Origin of the sequence: Virgibacillus ndiopensis (assembly GCF_900187325.1) — a bacterium.
GTDB classification, from domain to species: domain Bacteria; phylum Bacillota; class Bacilli; order Bacillales; family Amphibacillaceae; genus Virgibacillus_E; species Virgibacillus_E ndiopensis.
This window is the reverse complement of the sequence record NZ_FZMZ01000003.1, coordinates 109,189-126,897: the sequence shown is the minus strand read 5'-3', so window position 1 is coordinate 126,897 and position 17,709 is coordinate 109,189. Positions and strand designations below refer to the sequence as shown.

Genomic DNA, 17,709 nt, shown 5'->3' with positions numbered 1-17,709 from the left:
CCTAACGTTGAAATGGACTTATCTTAACACTGTTGACCAGTTTGTCGGCATCTTCTTTTTCGCATAGATCTGTTTGAAACGCAGTGGCACTACCTGTTGCGACACCATAACGAAAAGCCTCGACTGGATTTTTATCTTTTACATATGAAGCGATAAAACCTGAAACAAGGGAATCGCCTGCTCCAACCGTATTTACAACGGTATCCTTTGGTGCTTCGGCTATTAGTGCATAATCTTTAGTAGCTAAAATCGCTCCATCACCACCCATCGAAACAATGACATGTTGAACACCTTTGTCTACAATTTTTTTTGCAAGTTGAACCGTTTCATGATAAGTCGTTACCACTGTATCAAATAATTCACCTAGTTCGTTTTGATTCGGTTTAATTAAAAATGGTTTTGTTTTTATTAAGTTTTTAAGTGCGGGTCCAGATGTATCCAGAACAAAATGGACATCTTTTTGCTTGCAAATTAATGCTATTTCCTGATAAAAATCGTTGGGTATTGAATTAGGTAAACTTCCTGCTAACACAAACCAATCACCTTGCCGAAATGTTTTGATTTTAGACAATAATGCCTGTTGCTGTGCTTGGTTTATGCCGGGGGCAGGTCCGTTTAGTTCTGTTTCGTTTTCCGACTTTATTTTTACATTGATACGTGTTGTTTCCGATGAAGGTATAAAATCAGTTTGTATACCTTCTTTTTCTAAAAACTTCGTAATGTAAACTCCAGTGAATCCTCCTGCGAAACCTAAGGCTACATTGTTATTGCCAAGTCTTTGTAATACTCGAGATACATTTATTCCTTTTCCACCGGGATAATAATAGACTTCATTGGTTCGATTTAATTTACCAGTTTGAAATTCAGGAAGATAAACGGTGTAATCGATTGATGGTGTTATCGTGCATGTGTAAATCATCTAGTTGTTAACCACCTTTACATTTGTTCTTTTTGTTAAATGGGATAAATCATCTGCTTCAATTTCTGTTGTTATTAATTGAGCTTCTTGTAAATCGTTTATTTTGGCGAAGCTGATTTTATTATGTTTCGTGGAATCAGCTAATACATAGACTTCCTTAGCTAAAGAGCTAGCAATTTGTTTCATATGTGCTTCTTCAGGGTCAGGTGTCGTGTACCCATAATCGATATGATAGCCATTGACACCAAGAAAACACTTATCGAAGCGGTAGTTTTGCAATGATTGAACTGCTTGTTGGCCAATAAGTGCGCTTGTTTTTGGTTTTATTAAGCCACCAGTTAAGTAGGTAGTAATACCTCTTTCTATTAACGAATCTAAATGTGTCAGTCCATTTGTCACAACAACTACATCTTTATCTTGTAAATAAGGAATTATTTGCAACGTTGTAGTACCTGCGTCAAGGTAAATACAGTCACCATCTTGAACGATAGAGGATGCATAGTTGGCGATTTTAATTTTTTCCTGAAGGTTTTTGGTTGATTTTTCAGTGATGCTAAATTCCTGTAATTTACGTTCTGTTAGCGTAGCTCCTCCATGGATGCGTTCCAATTTATGTTGCTTCTCCAGTTCTGTTAAATCGCGCCTGATAGTAGACTCCGAAGCGGAGGTTGTTTCTATAATATCCTGAAGTGTAATGGTTTGTTTTTCTTTTAGTAATTGTAAAATGATTTCATGTCGTTCCGTTGTTAGCATGAGCAACACCTTCTTTTCACTGTTAAGATAAATTATAAAGCAAACGTTTTCATAAATCAACTAAAATCATTCAAAAATAGCCAAAAACAATCATTCGGGCTTGCTTTGGGGTTTAATGTGATCAAAATGTGGATATTACCTATTGTAAAGCTAGTTAAAGCATGCTATTGTAGTGAACAATATATTTTTATAGAGAATGAAAGGAGATAATCTCATTTGAGAAAAGTAACGTTAGAGCAAATTTTTAATCATCCGATTACGCAAAAGTATTTAAAACGATCTGGTATAGCTCATGCTGTGGCTGTAGCGGAACATGCATTTAGGTTTGCACAAAAATATAAAGTCAATCCAGATCTTGCTACAAAGGCAGCCTTATTACACGATGTAGGTCACTATACATGGTATCGTGATGGTGAATGGGACTATGATTTGTACCGTGAAAATGATATTCATGCAATCAAGGGTGCCAGTCGCGCACACAAATTATTGATTCGAATTGGTGAGGATCGTCATGCAGCAAAAGAAATTGCGGTTGCGATTTTACTCCATACGGATTCTTATTTGCCAGAAGGAGATCTTCATTTAAAACCATTGCAATACGTTGTTTCGTTAGCAGATGAGACTGACGAGGAAGTCGGTGGTAAACACCACTATCGTCAAATAGATGAACAAGAAGCGTTAGAACGATTGCGAATAATAGACGGTAAAATCGATGGAAATTACAATTGCTCGGGTAGAGTTGTATAACGGTGACACTAGTTTGTCGTATTCTTATAAGAGAATAGGGCTTTTTTAATGTCCACCGCATTAAGGAGCTAACAAAATAGTCGTCTTTCTGAAAGTCAATTAGACTGGTATAGTATAAGAAACGTGGCTAATAGATAACGAGGTGGAGAGTTCTATGAAAGAATGGACGAAAGATACAGAAATAGACGCTTCCATTGATGAAGTTTGGAAGCTTTTTGATGGGTCGCTTGAAGATATGCAAAAAGTAATGCCAAATGTCATTGAAAATGAACCTATTAAGGTAACTGATGATGGCGTTGGAAGTATTTATCGACAGAAGTATGAAGAGCGAAATCGTGTGCAATCGTATGATGTTGAAACATTGGAATACGTCAATACACCAGATAAGAAGAAATTGAAAATTAGCTTTACCCTGGCTAAAATGTTTGAAATTACAGCTACGTATGAACTGGAAAGAATAGATGAAACTAAAACATATTTCCGTTATACGACTACAAATAATCCACTTAAGTGGTACATTAAATTACTGTTGACATTCGCCGGTGATAAAATTGTAGTTGGTTTTGTTGAAAAAGTGAAAAAGGTTGCGGAGAAAGAAGCTGATAACAAACAAGAACAGGAATAATAGAAAGGCCAGCTGCTTAGCATCTGGCTTTAATTATTATTTAATATTATATTTCTCTTTAAAAACAGGACTTAGTTCGCTCCATACATCAAACTTGTTCCCGTCTAAATCGGAAAACACAAAATTCCTTCCTGCATGACCCCGGTTTTCAATTTCTCCAACTACTATATTCTGCTCTTTGAAGTTCTTATATATTGTCTCTAAAGCATGCAAGCCATTAACCTCGAAAGTAATAGAAAAGCGCTCAACACCATTATAATCAATGAAGTTTGCACTTTCATTTTCACTAGATTTGACCAAAAAAATACTGTGATTAGCAAAGTTAAGAATGGCCTTGTCTTCGTCTTTATAGTTAAGGATTGCCCCTAACTTAGATACATACCAATCTGAAGATTTATCTACATCGGTTACTGGAATATACGTGGTTCCGATTCTTACTAGTTTTTCATTCATTTTAATTGTTCCTTTCTTAATTGCTTTTACCATAATTTTTCGCTATTTTTATTAATAATCCCTTCTTTATCTACAAAAAAATAGACCTATGAACTAAAATCATAGGTCTATCTTTTATACTTTTAATACCCCTAAATATTCTTCAAGTGTCAATTCTTGTTCATAAATTACTTGGGCAGCTTCTTTACCGACATAGCGAAGATGCCATGGTTCGTATTGATATTCAGTAATATCTTCTTTGCCCTTTGGATAACGTATAATGAAGCCGAATTTATGAGCATTCTCTTTTACCCATTTACCTTCATCTGTCTTACCAAATTCAGTATTTAACTGAAACTCAATATCCGGGCTAGTAACATCCATTGTCAGTCCAGTTTGGTGCTCGCTTTCACCTGGTCGTGCACTGAATTTATTGGCTTCTTTCTCACCATGCTGTTCTGAATAAGATGCGAACAGCGTTTGTTGCCGATTGTATGATCGATAACCTGATTGTGCGTACAATTCCAGGTCAGCTTTACCTGCTGCTGCAAACATCTTCTCAAGCGCTTTTGCAGCTTCTTTGCGCATGTATTTTTTGGGTATATCTTTTGTAAATGGAAATGGAACATCTGGCACTATAAGTTCTTCTGGAACATAATCTTCCGGTAGTGCATGTTGTTTATTTACAAGTACTAACGTGTCAGTTGGATTTGAAACGGTTATGGTATCTGATTCTTTGACGGTAGCTTTGTCTTTAGCAATTCCTTTACCAGGCTCTATTTTAAATGAACCATTCAAAGCTTTCTCGATCCATTTTCTTGTAGATTTATCGTAGACACCAGTTGCGGCCAATTTTACTTGTTGTGCTTGGAAATCCTTTATGGCCCATTCGGTATTTGCATCAAACGTACCATTTTCGGCAATAGCGTATCCTAATTTTATAAGAACCTTTTTCAATAGCTTGACATCGTTACCTTTAGCATTAATTTTTAAATTTGTATCTGGAAGAACGAGATCACTTTTATGTTCCTTCTGGTCATTCGATTTGTTAGCTTGACTCTCTTTGTCTATTGTTTTGCCATTAGTTGTTTGTTGTTCATTTGTACATGCAGACATAACGAATATACCCATTATCATTGCAATGATGACAGGTAACGATCTTCTAAACATTACATTCTCTCCCTTATATGCACTTTCCTTATCTGTATTCTATTATTATATCATGCTTAAAGCTTGTACCATATTACAATTTTTTCAATACGTAACTAGGAAATAAAATTTTAACTTAATAACTTATCCTCTTTTTTTATAAAAAAATAATATTGACCATTTAATTGAACAACTACATTTTAAATAAGTTCAATCTATTGATTACTTTCACCTGTTCCTTTTTTGACATCCCAAATGACTACTTTAAATTGATAAGAGGATTCTAATTGGTATAAACAATGAATTAAGCACTACAGTTCTCGGGCAGAATCCTAAACATCAATACATAGATTAATGAACTAGTCAAAGCACATAGAAGAATGAAGCCAAAAATTAAAATTGGTGGTAAAGATGCTGAAAGGATCACGGTTAGTGGTGCAATAAACCGCCCAATCGAAAACTGAAGATCGGATGCTCCCATATATTGACCCCGCGCATTCTCTGGTGCATATTTACTTACAAAGTTTTGTACAACAGGAGAATGAATTATCTCTCCTAGTGTCAAGATTACCGTAATTCCAAACAGTAACCATGCACTAGTTGTAAATCCGACTAAAAACATACCAAAACCAGATAAACAAGCCGATAGTATTAACATATTTCGGTCACTCCAGTTTTCTAATATCCTTGTTATTGGAATGACACAAAGTACAAATAAAAGCCCATTCAATCCTATCATCCATCCAAATACATGCTCACTGCTAAGTGTGATTGACCATTCCTCCATCGCAAATAGCATTTGTGCCGGAACGTAATTTTTTACATATAAAGCCAAATAAAGATCTAATTGCATAATGGAAATCGTAATTAAAATACCTCCAATAATATAAAGGAAGAATACCTTATCACGAAGAATGACGGAATAGCTGACCCATTGATCCTTCATAACCGAAATTACTGTATTGTTTTGTTCCCGTGCTCTCTTCACCAAGGGCATTGTTTCTCTAATCATGAAAAAGATTGCAATGGAATACAGTAATGTGACTAGCGTACATGTCCATAATAGTTCAACTCGATATTGGAAGAATAAAACAGCGCCTATAACTGGACCAAAGACTGCACCCAAGTTTTTCGCCGATGCAAACGTTGCAAACACACTGCGTCTTTTTTCTTTAGGTACTAAATCAGCTACCATTGCTGTGCTAGCTGGTCTGTATAGTGATTTTCCTAGACTAATCCCAATAAATGCAAAATAATCAATCCAATAGGAAAAGGAAAGAGCAAACAGAGCAAAGAAACCAGCCTGCATGAATGAACCAATAAGCATTATGGTACGTCTTCCAAACTGATCAGCAATATAGCCACCAATCATGCTTCCGAAAATACTGATAATAGAAGGGGCGGTCATCATAATTCCTGCTTCAATTAATCCCAAAGCATCGCTAAAATAAATCGTAAGAAAAGGAAAATACATCCAAAACAACATATTAAATAGTGTTTCCCCAATCAGCCTAATTTTCAAATTACTATCCCATGAAAGCCATTGCAATAAAATTTTCCCCTCTCATCTAAGGTTTCCTGTCAAGTATCCTTACATTAAATTAATTTTCAACAAAAATATAGACTTATATTTAATTATCATTTATACTATTATTATAAAAGTTAGCCAATAAGTGGCTGTATTTTAATTGACACATAATCCGAACACTAGTTCTTAGTGATTTTCTATTACTTATAATATCCACAACTCCTCTACCTACGATGGTTAGAGGAGTTTTCTGTTATACCATAATAATTACTTCATACCTATTCCTTCCTCCTACTTAATAAGGCAAGGAATAAATTAATAATGAACATTATGTTAACTGATTCGAGTTATTCTAACCTGATGAATTGTTGTGTACCTGCAAATTTAAACCTAAATTCACATACAAATCGCTCTATATCAATAAAAAAATGACTACAATTTAGCAGTCATTTTATATTACAGTTAAATGGTTAGGATAGGTATCGTTGAACAGTTTTTTAAATGAACAAACCACAGAGTAGTTCCCCTGTCAGCTATGGTTTTCAGCAGCTATAGCAACAGCTTTTGTAGGATGAACCGTACCATATGGATGCTCGGGAGGTGCATAAATTGAATAAAGCTTTAAAGGCTCATTTCCTGTATTAATCACATTATGCCATTTACCAGCAGGTACCATGATGGCATAATCCTCGTAAACGTTCCGCTGAAATGTTAAATTGCTTTCCGAATCGCCCATTTTCACAACACCTTGCCCTTCTTCAATCCGTAAGAACTGATCAACATTAGGATGTACTTCTAAGCCAATATCGCTGCCAACCGGGATGCTCATTAAAGTAACCTGTAAGTTATCTCCTGTCCATAACGCTGTTCGGAATGTATTGTTTTGTTCGGCAGCATCTTCAATATTCACCACAAACGGTTGTTTTCCATAATCTTTTAAAGTAACCCTGGCATCCTTATGTTGCGGATACCAATACTCATTGTTTTTCACATGATAAGTAGGGTATTGTAGCTGTCTCCCATAGTTATACATTGGCGCTTTGGTATAGTAATGATATGGATACATGTAAGAATAATAGTACATTCTCAGTCATTCCCTTCCAAAATTATCACATTATCCTATGCGAGGGGATGGATAAATGTACATGGGGGATAGTGTTTATCTATGTCTTTCTCTCATCAATAAAATCTACATGTATGTTAATCCGTCTGAGAGGTTGTATGCTGCTGTATGTCGATAAGGGCAGTCATCAATGTTATTGATTTTTATTTCCATCTTATTTTTTAATCTTAAATAGTAAAAAACCGTCTCGTACTACTAACATGGAGCAACCCCATCAAGAGGGTAAGGCACCCTTCAAGGAAATAATCCCTTGCACTGCAAACGAGAGATTATTGTTTTTATAATGTTACCCAAATTACCTAGATGCGATGTGAAAATTGTGAAAATAATGATAGAATAAAGCTTAATAAAGGGGGGTAAGAAATGTATATAAAAGAAAATTTAAATACGACGATGGACCAAACAGCCAAGGAAATAGACTTCTCCGGAGTGATAATGGCATCTGATACCGTTACTCTAAATTATGAATCTGCCTATGGATTTGCCAACAGATCTGATGAAATTAAAAACACGACTGGTACACGATTTGGTATTGCTTCTGGCTGTAAACTATTTACAGCCATAGGAATTTGTATGTTAGTTGAACAAGGGAAACTGACATTTCAAACACGATTAAAGGATTGTCTGTCAGCTCCATTTTCATCTTTTCATGATGAAATTACGGTACATCATCTATTAACACATAGTTCGGGAATTCCTGATTATTTTGATGAAGCGGTTATGGATGATTTTTCGGAGCTTTGGAATGAACGACCAATGTATAAAATGAATAGATTGCGAGATTTTCTTCCGATGTTTCAAGATAGAGAAATGATGTTCTGGCCTGGTGAAAAATTCCATTATAACAATGCAGCCTATATTGTTTTAGGGTTAATAATTGAAGAGCAATCAGGACTTACTTTTACAGACTACATTGAAAAAAATGTTTTTAAGAAAGCTGGTATGTTTGAATCAGGATATTTTTCTTTGGATCAGCTTCCGAAAAATACAGCAATCGGCTACATTGATGATGAAGAGGAGGAAAATTGGAAAACTAATATCTACTCTATTCCTGTTAAGGGTGGCGCTGATGGTGGTGCCTTTGTTACGGCTGGTGACATGATTAAGCTTTTGGATGCATTATTTTCATTCGAACTTTTGAACGAAGATACAACGAAGCAACTGTTGACGCCACATATGGAAGAAGATGAGGGTGAATATTATGGTTATGGCATTTGGATAGATAAGTCTGATAGTGAAATAGAAAAGTACCATCTAATGGGTTATGATCCCGGTGTTAGCTTTCATGCAGCTTATTATCCTAAAAGAAGTGTTAAATTGATTGTTGTATCTAATAAAAGTAAAGGTGCTTATGGTATGATGCGAGCATTTGAGGAGGATTTTGTAGAATAGCGGATTCTCTCGAGAAGTGTTTTTTACTAACTATTTGGTTAGAAGACTGGATATATCAGTCTTCTTTTTTCTGTAGTTAAACTGTATGGGAATATCTAGCGAAAACGTTTTAAGGTAGTTTTAGAAATAAGATGTATTGAAAATGGAATAATACAATGTGATGATATAATTCTGAACGTAGACAATAAAATAGAGGAAACTAGAGGTTGCGCCTTGATGCACTTAGAACTAGCTTTACTTCATCTACTCACTTCATTAATACTGAGATTGTAAGGAAAGGCGATGAGAAAATATGATTTTTAGTGAACGACTAAAAAAAGAAAGAGAAAAAAAGGGCTGGTCACAAACAGAGCTCGCTGAAAAGATTCATGTTAGTCGCCAGTCTGTTTCCAAATGGGAGACAGGCAAAAACTATCCGAGTATCGAGGTAATCATCGATCTAAGTGATTTATTTGGTATTACGGTAGACGAACTATTAAGGAGTGATGAAGAGTTGAAAGAGAAAGTAATTCAAGATAGCAAGCAATTGGCGCATCCAAAGTGGAAAGTATTTTTCGATAGTGTGTTTTTATTAGGTGTATTTTTATTAATATTAAAAATCATCATTATCGCTTTAAATCATTTTGTTGGTACAACTATTCTTATATTAGAAGGCTTACCGAAAGTTATCACCAGTTTTTTACCACTCGTTTTAATGCTGATTGGTGGTATCGGCAGCGATCAATTGAAAAATAAATATATTGATTAAATGAACAAATTTACTTTTTATTAATTGTACATTTAATAGGAATGGAAATAAAACCCACTGGTTATTTTGAACTAACCAGTGGGTTTTCAGTGTAATATATACGGCTTCATAAATGAACAATTACATTGTAAGGTAAAAAACGATGAGTAGTAACACAACTAGTGGAATACTAAAAAATGTTCTCTGTCATAGAGACCAGACCACTCGTTTTAGACGAACCCCAGTTCATTTATTGTTTATTTTAAATGAATTGGGGTTTGTGTGTGTTAATAAAAATTAGTATTGAGAAGACTAGTTCTTTACTTTTTTCCCACGCTATTTTGCCTCGAACAATCTACAAATCTCAATAATCACGTTCGTCGCTTTTTCCATATTATCTACCGAAATATACTCAAACTTACCATGGAAGTTTTCACCACCAGTAAAAATATTCGGTGTAGGCAGTCCCATGTAAGATAGTTGTGATCCATCAGTTCCGCCACGAACCGGTTGAACAATCGGTGTTATATCCAGATTTTCCATTGCTTGATACGCGATATCAACAATTTCTTTTACAGGTTCAATTTTCTCGCGCATATTGTAGTATTGATCATTCATTTCCAACTGTACGCTGGAATCACCGTATTTTTTCTTCATTTCATTTACGTTTGCTTCCATTGTTTGTTTTCTTTTTGCAAAATTTTCTTTGTCAAAGTCCCGGATAATATAGGAAACGTTTGTCTTTTCAACATCACCATTCACAGAACTTAAATGGTAAAATCCTTCATATTTCTCCGTATGTTCTGGTGTTTCATTTGCAGGGAATTTGCAGATGAATTCAGCAGCCATCATGCCTGCATTTACCATTTTATTTTTAGCTGTACCTGGATGAACACTGTTTCCGTTAAACGTAACTTTAGCAGCAGCAGCGTTAAAGCTTTCATATTGTAATTCGCCAAGTGGTCCACCATCGATTGTGTATGCATAAGATGCATCAAATCTGGCCACATCAAATTTGTGTGGACCACGCCCAATTTCTTCATCAGGCGTAAAAGCCACACGTATTTTTCCATGTTTTATTTCAGGATGTTCAATTAAATATGCCATTGCAGTCATGATCTCTGTTACTCCAGCCTTGTTGTCGGCACCGAGCAAGGTAGTCCCATCTGTTGTAATCAATGTATGTCCTTTGTAACTTGGTAATTCCGGAAATTCCTTACTTGATAAAATAACATTTAATTCTTTATTTAGTAGTAGGTCGTTACCATTGAAATTATTAACAACTTGCGGATTGACGTTTTTACCAGTAAAGTCCGTTGCTGTATCGACATGTGCCAAAAACCCTATTGTCGGAATATCTTTATCAGTGTTGGCTGGAAGTGTTGCCATTACATAGCCATTATCATCAATTGAAACGTCGTTCATACCAATTTCTTTTAATTCGTCAACAAGCATATTAGCAAGTTCCAATTGTCCCTGGGTGGATGGTGTGCTTTCATTGTCTTCATTCGATTGTGTATCAACTTTTACATATGTAGTAAATCGTTTAATAAGCTCATCTTTCACTTTTACATCATCTCCTATTGTTATTAGAATAATCATATCATTTAGACCGCGCAAAAACCATAGGTCAGCGCGTGGTAATAAGAGTAGAGCGCGCATTAATAGTTCAGGAACACGCAATAATTGGTCGAGATCGCGCAGTATCAAGGTTTAATCGCGCAATACCAAGTGATAATCGTGCAATCCATAGGTCAGCGCGCGGTAATAAGAGTAGAGCGCGCATTAATAGTTCATGAACGCGCAATAATAGTTCCGGACCGCGCAGTATCAAGGTTTAATCGCGCAATACCAAGTGATAATCGTGCAATAACCATACATGAGGGTGCAGTAAAAAGAATAGTCAGCGCAATAGAGTCCGAGACCATGCAAAATCCGGACATGTAAAACTTAATTTTTAGTAAAGGGTTATAGAACTTTTTGTCGAACTAGATACATAGATAGATTAATTTGGGGTGAGTGAATTTGATTAGAGAAGTAGGTGTAGATGAAGCAGAGCAATTGTTGGAGCTGACGAAGCGAGTCGATAGTGAAAGTGCTTATATGCTTTATGAACCTGGGGAAAGAAGATTAACCGTGGATAAGCAACAGAAAATGATTGAGGTATTTAAAAATGAACAGAATTCAACTATTTTAGTAGCTGAACAAGATAATAGATTAATAGGATATCTCTTTGCTGTTGGTGGAAAAGTACAGCGGAAAAAACATGTTGCATACTTAGTTATTGGAATTCTTTCAGACTATAGGGGAAAGTGCGTCGGTACTGCGTTGTTTTCAGAAGCTGATAAATGGGCCCGAAAAAAAGGACTTAGCCGTCTTGAGTTAACTGTAGTTGTTAAGAATGAGGCAGGGCTTGCTTTGTATAAAAAAGCGGGATTTGAAATAGAAGGTGTAAAGAAACATTCCTTAATAATTAATGGAGATTTTTTTAATGAATATTATATGGGGAAATTGTTAGGATAGAAACAGGGAGGAATGTTTGAAATGTCATATTTAGTATCCGTAAAATGGCTGGCAAAACGCTTGGAAAAGAATCCGGAAAATACGGTTGTTATTGATGTGCGTTTTTCATTGAATGATGCGAGTGCTGGTAAAAATGCATATGCAGAGGGACATATTCCAGAGGCTATTTACTTAGATTTGAACAAGGATTTATCAGGTCCAGTTCAAAAGCATGGTGGAAACCATCCGTTACCAAATGTGGATGACTTTTCTACTAAACTAAGCGAGATTGGCATTGATAATGAAACAACTGTTGTGATTTATGATCAATATAATGATATGTTTGCAGCACGGTTATGGTGGTTGCTTCAGTACTTTGGTCATGAAAAAGCTTTCGTGTTGGATGGTGGATTAGATGAATGGATTAAACAGGGACATGTTATTACGAATAAAATTCCTGTGCCGTCTATGAAACAATTCAAGCCAAATATTCGAGAAGATATGGTAGTTGATATAGACGGGGTTAAGGAAAAGATGCGAGATAAATTTTCTATATTAATAGATTCACGTGCAAAAGATAGATACTTAGGAAAGACAGAACCATTATATGCAAAAGCTGGCCACATTCCCAGTGCAACAAATTATTTTTGGAAAGATGTATTGGATGAGAAAGGTGTTTGGAAATCTAAGGAGGGGCTGCAAACCCATTTTGCAAAGCTGCCTAAAGAAAATGAAATTATCGTATCCTGTGGTTCAGGTGTTTCGGCATGTCCAAATGTGTTAGCACTTAAATTAGCAGGATATGAAAATGTTAAACTGTACCCGGGGAGTTTTAGTGACTGGATTTCGTATGATGAAAATGAAGTAGAAACGAAAGAAGAATAGAGGAATAGATATGAAAAAGAGATGTGACTGGGTAACCGATGATCCACTTTATGTTGATTACCATGATCATGAGTGGGGAAAACCTATACACAATGATCAACAGCTGTTTGAAATGCTTTGTTTAGAAGGAGCACAGGCTGGGTTAAGTTGGATTACCATATTGAGAAGACGAGAGAATTATCGGGCGGCATTTGATAATTTTGATCCAAAAATCGTAAGTAACTATGATGAGGAAAAAGTAAAAGGATTGTTACAGGATGAAGGGATTATACGGAACAAGCTTAAAGTCCGATCGGTTATAACGAACGCACTAGCATTTTTAAAAGTACAACATGAGTTTGGGACATTTGACGAGTACATATGGCAGTTTGTTGATGATAAGCCTATCTTGAATAATTGGCAGGATCATGTCAGTGTACCAGCCCAGACACCGGAATCGGAACAAATGAGTAAGGATTTAAAAAAGCGTGGGTTTAAGTTTGTTGGTCCAACCATTTGCTATGCGTTTATGCAAGCAACAGGAATGGTGAATGACCATACGGTAGATTGTTTTTTGTATCATGAGAATTAAAATGGGGGACTGTCCCTTGGAGGACGGTCCCCATTAGTTATAGTTTAAACACTTTTATTTCATCATTTAGCTGTTCAGCAAGTTTCGCAAGCTCATCTGCACTATGAGAAACTTCCTCCATCGAGCTAGATGTTTGTTGGGCAGAAGCGGCAGCTTGTTCGACGCCTGCTGCAGACTCTTCTGATACAGATGCTATTTCTTCAATTAAGTTGTTCATGTCATTACTATTCATTGCGATATCTTTTAAATTGGTAGAAATCGCTGTGATTTTATTGACCATATCGGAAACAGAGTTATTAATTGTTTCGAAGCTTTTCCCAGTAGCTTCAATTTGATTGGTTCCTTCTTTAACCTCGTTATATCCAGTATTTAAAGAATCTACAACATGGTCTGTCTCTGTTTGGATGTTTGTTACAATTGCCGTGATTTCTGACACCGATGATGTTACTTGCTCTGCAAGCTTCCTTACCTCATCAGCAACTACTGCAAATCCCTTACCATGCTCTCCTGCTCTTGCTGCTTCAATAGCTGCATTTAGTGATAAAAGGTTTGTTTGATCTGCAATATCCTTAATAACCAATACCAATTTTGAAATTTGATTTGATTGCTGATCGAGACCCTGTACTTTGTCGACCGCTTCGGTAACAATGGAATCAATTCGTTTCATTTGGTTAACTGACTTTTTCATTAGATTCGTACCCTCGGTAGTTAAATCGAGAACGCCATTTGATGTTGCTGTTATATCCTGACCACTTTTCTCCGATTGATTAACCTTCAGCACAAAATCATTCATACTCTCTGATAGTTCGGAAGCACTATTAGCTTGTGTTTCAGCACCTGAAGAAACTTCTTCCATTGTAGTTGCGATTTGTTCATTACCCTCTTTCACTTCACCTGCTGATTGTGTTAATTCCTCACTTCTGGAAGAAACGGATTCTGAAGCTGTAGCAACTTTATATAAGATATTACGAATATTGTCTTTCATTTGATTAACTGCACTAGCTAGTTGACCAATTTCATCATTACCTTTGTAGTCCATTGATTCAACTGTTAAATTTCCATTAGCGACTTCAGATGTTATTCCAACAATCTTTCTTAAATGTACGGTTATTCTTCTTGATATTACGATCATTAGTAAGATGCCTAATGCTATCGCAGCGATTGTTGCAACAGCAAGAACAATCACACTATTATTCATACTTGATTTAGCATCTTTAACGGCTGTTTGCTGTGATTGAACCACTAGATCCATTAGTTTATTTATCCGTTCTGTGTTTGCCTTCCTAAGTGTATTGGATTGATCTCTTAATGATTGTGTCATATAATTTTGCCCGGAATTAACAGATGCTGTTACTTCGTTCAAAAATAAATCATTAACTTGTGTATCTGCTTTTTTAATTTCGGAAAATAGAGCCTTTTGCTTCGAGGTATCCATTTTAGGTTCTATTTTTTCCTCTAAAGCATTAAACTCATCAAGGTATTCTTCAAATGTCTCTACGTAGATTGGTTGTTCTGTAATAATATAGTCGGCAATTTGTACATCTTTTGCTTGGACAAGTTCTGCCATTTTTGCCATGTCATTTGCCCGTGCACTTCTACGTTCAATTGCATCAATGGATTCTTCACCCTTATGTAACTGAAAATACACAATTCCACCAGCAATCAAGAACAAAATCGCTGTTGAGATAAAAACAGTTAAATACTTTCTGGCAATCTTAACGTTTTGCCACCTGAGCTTTCTCCGTTCTTTACCTGGCTTTATCTTTTTTGATTTACTGTTCTGAGGCTTTGTCTTTTTTCTTATCGTAAAATTCTTTTTATTCATTACGTATCCCCCAATTGTAAAAAACACTTTATCATTATATCGTCATATGGTTTCTAAGTATTAAGTACTATTTGAAAATTAACATAAAGAATTTTCGAAAACTTGAATTGTGGTGTGACTTTCTAGTAAAATAGCAAATTGCGTGCATTGATTATAAAGGTAGGTGGGTAATATGACTTATTCAGCTTTTTTGGAAAATGAAAATGAAAAAGATAAGCATGAGCTAAAGAATGAATTGGATACGTTGGAAATGCAGCTGTATCGTATGCAGAACAACATTAAAAAAATTGCTAAGAAATGGGACATTGTCAGTATTGATCAAGCAAGAAACGAACAATGGGTAATAATATATGTAGATAAAAAAGAGGAAACGTGCCAGTTAATGTTACATGATTGCGATTCTCCTTATCGGGGTAAATGGGATTCTGCCATTCAAGCAGAATATAAAAATGATCGAACCATTCATATTGCTGATATTAAAGGAGAAGAAAATAAAGGTTATGGGTCAATCTTGATGAAACATTTAAAGGAATTAGCGCGCGAGGAAAATGTACAATATATTACTGGTGATATTGTTAAAAGGGATTTTGATCATGTGGGTCGGTTAAAGCATTTTTATAATAAACATTATTTTGATGTGAATATTGATCATGAAGAACAATGCGGTGAAATTGTTTGGAATGATGGTTGAGGAAAGACTATTCTATGAAATTAGGATGGTCTTATTTTTTTATTACATTGACATATTCTATAGAATCAATGTATAGTATTAATTGAACGCTGGTCAAATAAAATGGAGGTTAAGAATGTCAGCAAGAAAAGCAGTAAATAAAGAGCTAACACGAGATATGATTATGAAAGCTGCAAGGGATTTATTTGTGGAAAAAGGATTTCAGCAAGCTTCAATGAGACAAATTGCCAAGAAATTAGATTATAGTCATGGTGCCATTTATTATCATTTTAAGAATAAAGCTGAATTGTTTTATGCATTAGTTGAAGACCATTTTATTATGCTTGATAAAGAGATAAACGATTTGGTTGATCAAAAAATAGACGATTCTGAAAAACTAAAACAACTATTTTTAGGCTATATAGAGTTTGGTTTAACACATCAAAGTCATTACGAGATTATGTTTTTGGTAAAAGATGATGAGGTTCGTAATTTTATGAATGTAAGTCCGATGAAAACATACCAGAAATTTGCAAATCACGTTGCTGATTTAAGCGAAAAGCGTATTTCTGTTCAAGAAATTTGGTCAATATTTCTGTCGTTACATGGATTTGTAACACATTATTTACACCACGTAACAAATTTCAAAGAGGCTAAAGGTATGGCTGACTTTCACGCAAATATGCTATTGAAATGGACAAAAAAATAAAGTTTGATATAGATACTTTGTTTTTTTATTCTTATTTGAACAGTGGTCAATTAAACGGGAGGGTTAAATGATGAAGCGTGCATTAGTAATTGGAGCATCAGGCGGGATGGGGTACTCAATTGTAAAGGAACTGTCAAGCAGAGGGATTGAGGTAATTGCCTTTGCCCGGAAGTTGGAAAAACTCGATAAAATGTTTCATGATGATCGAAATGTTATTATTCATCCAGGAGATGTTTTTGATAAAAAGGAACTAGAGGCAGCTGCATATAATGTTGACGTGATTTTCCATGCAATTAATCTTCCTTATGAGGAATGGGCAGATAAACTTTTAAAATTAACTGAAAATGTAATTACAGTCGCAATAATCCAGAAAACGAAGCTAGCGATTGTTGATAATATTTATTCCTATGGAAGAAATCCTGGTTATAAAGTTAGTGAAACTATCCCAAAAAATCCACATACAAAAAAGGGGAAGCTGCGTTTAGAAATGGGAAAATTGATTAATGAATCGGGAGTTCCAAATGTTATCGTGCATTTTCCTGATTTTTACGGTCCATATGTGGAAAATGGATACATAAACTATACATTAAGAAAAATTGTAGCTAACAAAAAAGCTAGTTTTGTTGGGGATCAATTTATGAATAGAGAACATATATATACTCCTGATGGGGCAAAAGCAATCGTTGAACTTGCGTTAAATGATGATGCGTACGGTCAAAGCTGGAATGTCCCTGCAGTTGATGTGATTAAAGGAGAAGAGATTATCCAAATGGTACGTTCCATTACCGGATATGATAAACGTGTGTCAACCATTACAAAGAATATGATTCGTTCTTTAGGTTTGTTCAATAAGCAAATGCGCGAGTTTGCGGAAATGCAATATTTAAATGAAGATCCCGTTGTTTTAGATGGGGAAAAATATGAAACGTTCATTGGCACTGTACCAAAGACACCATATATTGATGGGTTGAAGGAAACGATAGCATCTTATCAAAGGTGATACTAATTGGTCCAGTTTTATTATTATTTAAGGCTATTTTCGTAAATTTTGTTGTCTCTTATTACGTAGTTTTCGTAAAATGCGACGTAACTAAAAAGTCATGTTCGTTACCATGTGATCGCTGCGGAAAAACACTACGCTTTCCGTGTGCT

The 17,709-nt window shown here is 35.4% G+C and carries 18 protein-coding genes; 10 read left to right on the top strand and 8 right to left on the bottom strand.

The features are described from left to right. Window position 1: 1 nt before the first annotated feature. Complete coding sequence (pfkB, locus tag CS937_RS00755; RefSeq protein ID WP_099156585.1) at window positions 2-919, bottom strand: 1-phosphofructokinase; 918 nt, start codon at window positions 917-919, stop codon at window positions 2-4. Next, complete coding sequence (locus CS937_RS00750) at window positions 920-1,672, bottom strand: DeoR/GlpR family DNA-binding transcription regulator (protein WP_099156584.1); 753 nt, start codon at window positions 1,670-1,672, stop codon at window positions 920-922. Between the two features lie 216 nt (window positions 1,673-1,888). Between CS937_RS00750 and CS937_RS00745 the strand changes: the two genes are divergently transcribed. Together CS937_RS00745 and CS937_RS00740 are read left to right on the top strand one after the other, a co-directional pair. Then, a complete protein-coding gene (locus CS937_RS00745; protein WP_099156583.1) occupies window positions 1,889-2,419 on the top strand; it encodes an HD domain-containing protein in 531 nt (176 codons plus the stop codon). A gap of 154 nt (window positions 2,420-2,573) precedes the next feature. After that, window positions 2,574-3,044 carry an SRPBCC family protein gene (locus CS937_RS00740; RefSeq protein ID WP_099156582.1) on the top strand — a complete coding sequence of 157 codons (471 nt, stop codon included), beginning with the start codon at window positions 2,574-2,576 and terminating at the stop codon, window positions 3,042-3,044. A 36-nt stretch (window positions 3,045-3,080) separates the two neighbouring features. Here CS937_RS00740 and CS937_RS00735 read toward each other — a convergent pair whose 3' ends face one another. The 4 genes from CS937_RS00735 to CS937_RS00720 all read right to left on the bottom strand — a co-directional run bounded on the left by CS937_RS00735 (window position 3,081) and on the right by CS937_RS00720 (window position 7,237). Then, window positions 3,081-3,497 (bottom strand): VOC family protein, encoded by a 417-nt coding sequence (locus tag CS937_RS00735; RefSeq protein ID WP_099156836.1) that lies wholly within the window; start codon window positions 3,495-3,497, stop codon window positions 3,081-3,083. 114 nt (window positions 3,498-3,611) lie between these two features. Beyond that, complete coding sequence (locus CS937_RS00730) at window positions 3,612-4,646, bottom strand: D-alanyl-D-alanine carboxypeptidase family protein (RefSeq protein ID WP_176555698.1); 1,035 nt, start codon at window positions 4,644-4,646, stop codon at window positions 3,612-3,614. A gap of 283 nt (window positions 4,647-4,929) precedes the next feature. Continuing rightward, window positions 4,930-6,174, bottom strand: a complete 1,245-nt coding sequence (locus tag CS937_RS00725; RefSeq protein ID WP_099156581.1) for an MDR family MFS transporter — start codon at window positions 6,172-6,174, stop codon at window positions 4,930-4,932. Window positions 6,175-6,682: 508 nt separating this feature from the next. Continuing rightward, entirely contained in the window at window positions 6,683-7,237 is a 555-nt protein-coding gene (locus tag CS937_RS00720; RefSeq protein WP_099156580.1) for a cupin domain-containing protein, read from the bottom strand. Window positions 7,238-7,639: 402 nt separating this feature from the next. Between CS937_RS00720 and CS937_RS00715 the strand changes: the two genes are divergently transcribed. Together CS937_RS00715 and CS937_RS00710 are read left to right on the top strand one after the other, a co-directional pair. Continuing rightward, window positions 7,640-8,668 (top strand): serine hydrolase domain-containing protein, encoded by a 1,029-nt coding sequence (locus CS937_RS00715; RefSeq protein WP_099156579.1) that lies wholly within the window; start codon window positions 7,640-7,642, stop codon window positions 8,666-8,668. A gap of 292 nt (window positions 8,669-8,960) precedes the next feature. Next, window positions 8,961-9,416, top strand: a complete 456-nt coding sequence (locus tag CS937_RS00710; RefSeq protein ID WP_099156578.1) for a helix-turn-helix domain-containing protein — start codon at window positions 8,961-8,963, stop codon at window positions 9,414-9,416. Window positions 9,417-9,731: 315 nt separating this feature from the next. Here CS937_RS00710 and pepT read toward each other — a convergent pair whose 3' ends face one another. Then, the gene (gene pepT / locus CS937_RS00705) at window positions 9,732-10,961 is read right to left on the bottom strand and encodes a peptidase T (protein ID WP_099156577.1); all 1,230 of its coding nucleotides are present in this window, start codon (window positions 10,959-10,961) and stop codon (window positions 9,732-9,734) included. Between the two features lie 459 nt (window positions 10,962-11,420). Here pepT and CS937_RS00695 point away from each other — a divergent pair, with 459 nt between their 5' ends. From CS937_RS00695 to CS937_RS00685, 3 genes are read left to right on the top strand one after another with little or no spacing between them, the layout of a single operon-like run. Beyond that, window positions 11,421-11,918, top strand: a complete 498-nt coding sequence (locus CS937_RS00695; protein ID WP_425445439.1) for a GNAT family N-acetyltransferase — start codon at window positions 11,421-11,423, stop codon at window positions 11,916-11,918. 21 nt (window positions 11,919-11,939) lie between these two features. Beyond that, the gene (locus CS937_RS00690; RefSeq protein WP_099156574.1) at window positions 11,940-12,782 is read left to right on the top strand and encodes a sulfurtransferase; all 843 of its coding nucleotides are present in this window, start codon (window positions 11,940-11,942) and stop codon (window positions 12,780-12,782) included. A 10-nt stretch (window positions 12,783-12,792) separates the two neighbouring features. Next, on the top strand, window positions 12,793-13,353 hold the full coding sequence (locus CS937_RS00685; RefSeq protein ID WP_099156573.1) for a DNA-3-methyladenine glycosylase I: 561 nt from the start codon (window positions 12,793-12,795) through the stop codon (window positions 13,351-13,353). Between the two features lie 37 nt (window positions 13,354-13,390). Here the strand turns inward: CS937_RS00685 and CS937_RS00680 are convergent, their stop codons facing one another. Next, window positions 13,391-15,178, bottom strand: coding sequence for a methyl-accepting chemotaxis protein (locus tag CS937_RS00680; protein WP_099156572.1), 1,788 nt, complete (start codon window positions 15,176-15,178; stop codon window positions 13,391-13,393). Window positions 15,179-15,350: 172 nt separating this feature from the next. On the opposite strand from CS937_RS00680, the gene CS937_RS00675 reads away from it, so the two are divergent. The 3 genes from CS937_RS00675 (at window position 15,351) to CS937_RS00665 (ending at window position 17,557) form a co-directional block, all read left to right on the top strand. Further along, window positions 15,351-15,869, top strand: coding sequence for a GNAT family N-acetyltransferase (locus CS937_RS00675; RefSeq protein WP_099156571.1), 519 nt, complete (start codon window positions 15,351-15,353; stop codon window positions 15,867-15,869). A gap of 115 nt (window positions 15,870-15,984) precedes the next feature. Then, window positions 15,985-16,557, top strand: coding sequence for a TetR/AcrR family transcriptional regulator (locus CS937_RS00670; protein ID WP_099156570.1), 573 nt, complete (start codon window positions 15,985-15,987; stop codon window positions 16,555-16,557). Window positions 16,558-16,627: 70 nt separating this feature from the next. Next, the gene (locus CS937_RS00665; RefSeq protein ID WP_099156569.1) at window positions 16,628-17,557 is read left to right on the top strand and encodes an SDR family NAD(P)-dependent oxidoreductase; all 930 of its coding nucleotides are present in this window, start codon (window positions 16,628-16,630) and stop codon (window positions 17,555-17,557) included. Window positions 17,558-17,709 lie beyond the last annotated feature (152 nt).

Coding starts and splice junctions, on each gene's coding strand:
- CS937_RS00675 (WP_099156571.1), top strand. CDS start 15,351: ATGACTTATTCAGCTTTTTTGGAAAATGAAAATGAAAAAGATAAGCAT.
- CS937_RS00715 (WP_099156579.1), top strand. CDS start 7,640: ATGTATATAAAAGAAAATTTAAATACGACGATGGACCAAACAGCCAAG.
- CS937_RS00680 (WP_099156572.1), bottom strand. CDS start 15,178: ATGAATAAAAAGAATTTTACGATAAGAAAAAAGACAAAGCCTCAGAAC.
- CS937_RS00735 (WP_099156836.1), bottom strand. CDS start 3,497: ATGAATGAAAAACTAGTAAGAATCGGAACCACGTATATTCCAGTAACC.
- pfkB (WP_099156585.1), bottom strand. CDS start 919: ATGATTTACACATGCACGATAACACCATCAATCGATTACACCGTTTAT.
- CS937_RS00690 (WP_099156574.1), top strand. CDS start 11,940: ATGTCATATTTAGTATCCGTAAAATGGCTGGCAAAACGCTTGGAAAAG.
- CS937_RS00710 (WP_099156578.1), top strand. CDS start 8,961: ATGATTTTTAGTGAACGACTAAAAAAAGAAAGAGAAAAAAAGGGCTGG.
- CS937_RS00720 (WP_099156580.1), bottom strand. CDS start 7,237: ATGTACTATTATTCTTACATGTATCCATATCATTACTATACCAAAGCG.
- CS937_RS00670 (WP_099156570.1), top strand. CDS start 15,985: ATGTCAGCAAGAAAAGCAGTAAATAAAGAGCTAACACGAGATATGATT.
- CS937_RS00685 (WP_099156573.1), top strand. CDS start 12,793: ATGAAAAAGAGATGTGACTGGGTAACCGATGATCCACTTTATGTTGAT.
- CS937_RS00740 (WP_099156582.1), top strand. CDS start 2,574: ATGAAAGAATGGACGAAAGATACAGAAATAGACGCTTCCATTGATGAA.
- CS937_RS00750 (WP_099156584.1), bottom strand. CDS start 1,672: ATGCTAACAACGGAACGACATGAAATCATTTTACAATTACTAAAAGAA.
- CS937_RS00665 (WP_099156569.1), top strand. CDS start 16,628: ATGAAGCGTGCATTAGTAATTGGAGCATCAGGCGGGATGGGGTACTCA.
- CS937_RS00730 (WP_176555698.1), bottom strand. CDS start 4,646: ATGTTTAGAAGATCGTTACCTGTCATCATTGCAATGATAATGGGTATA.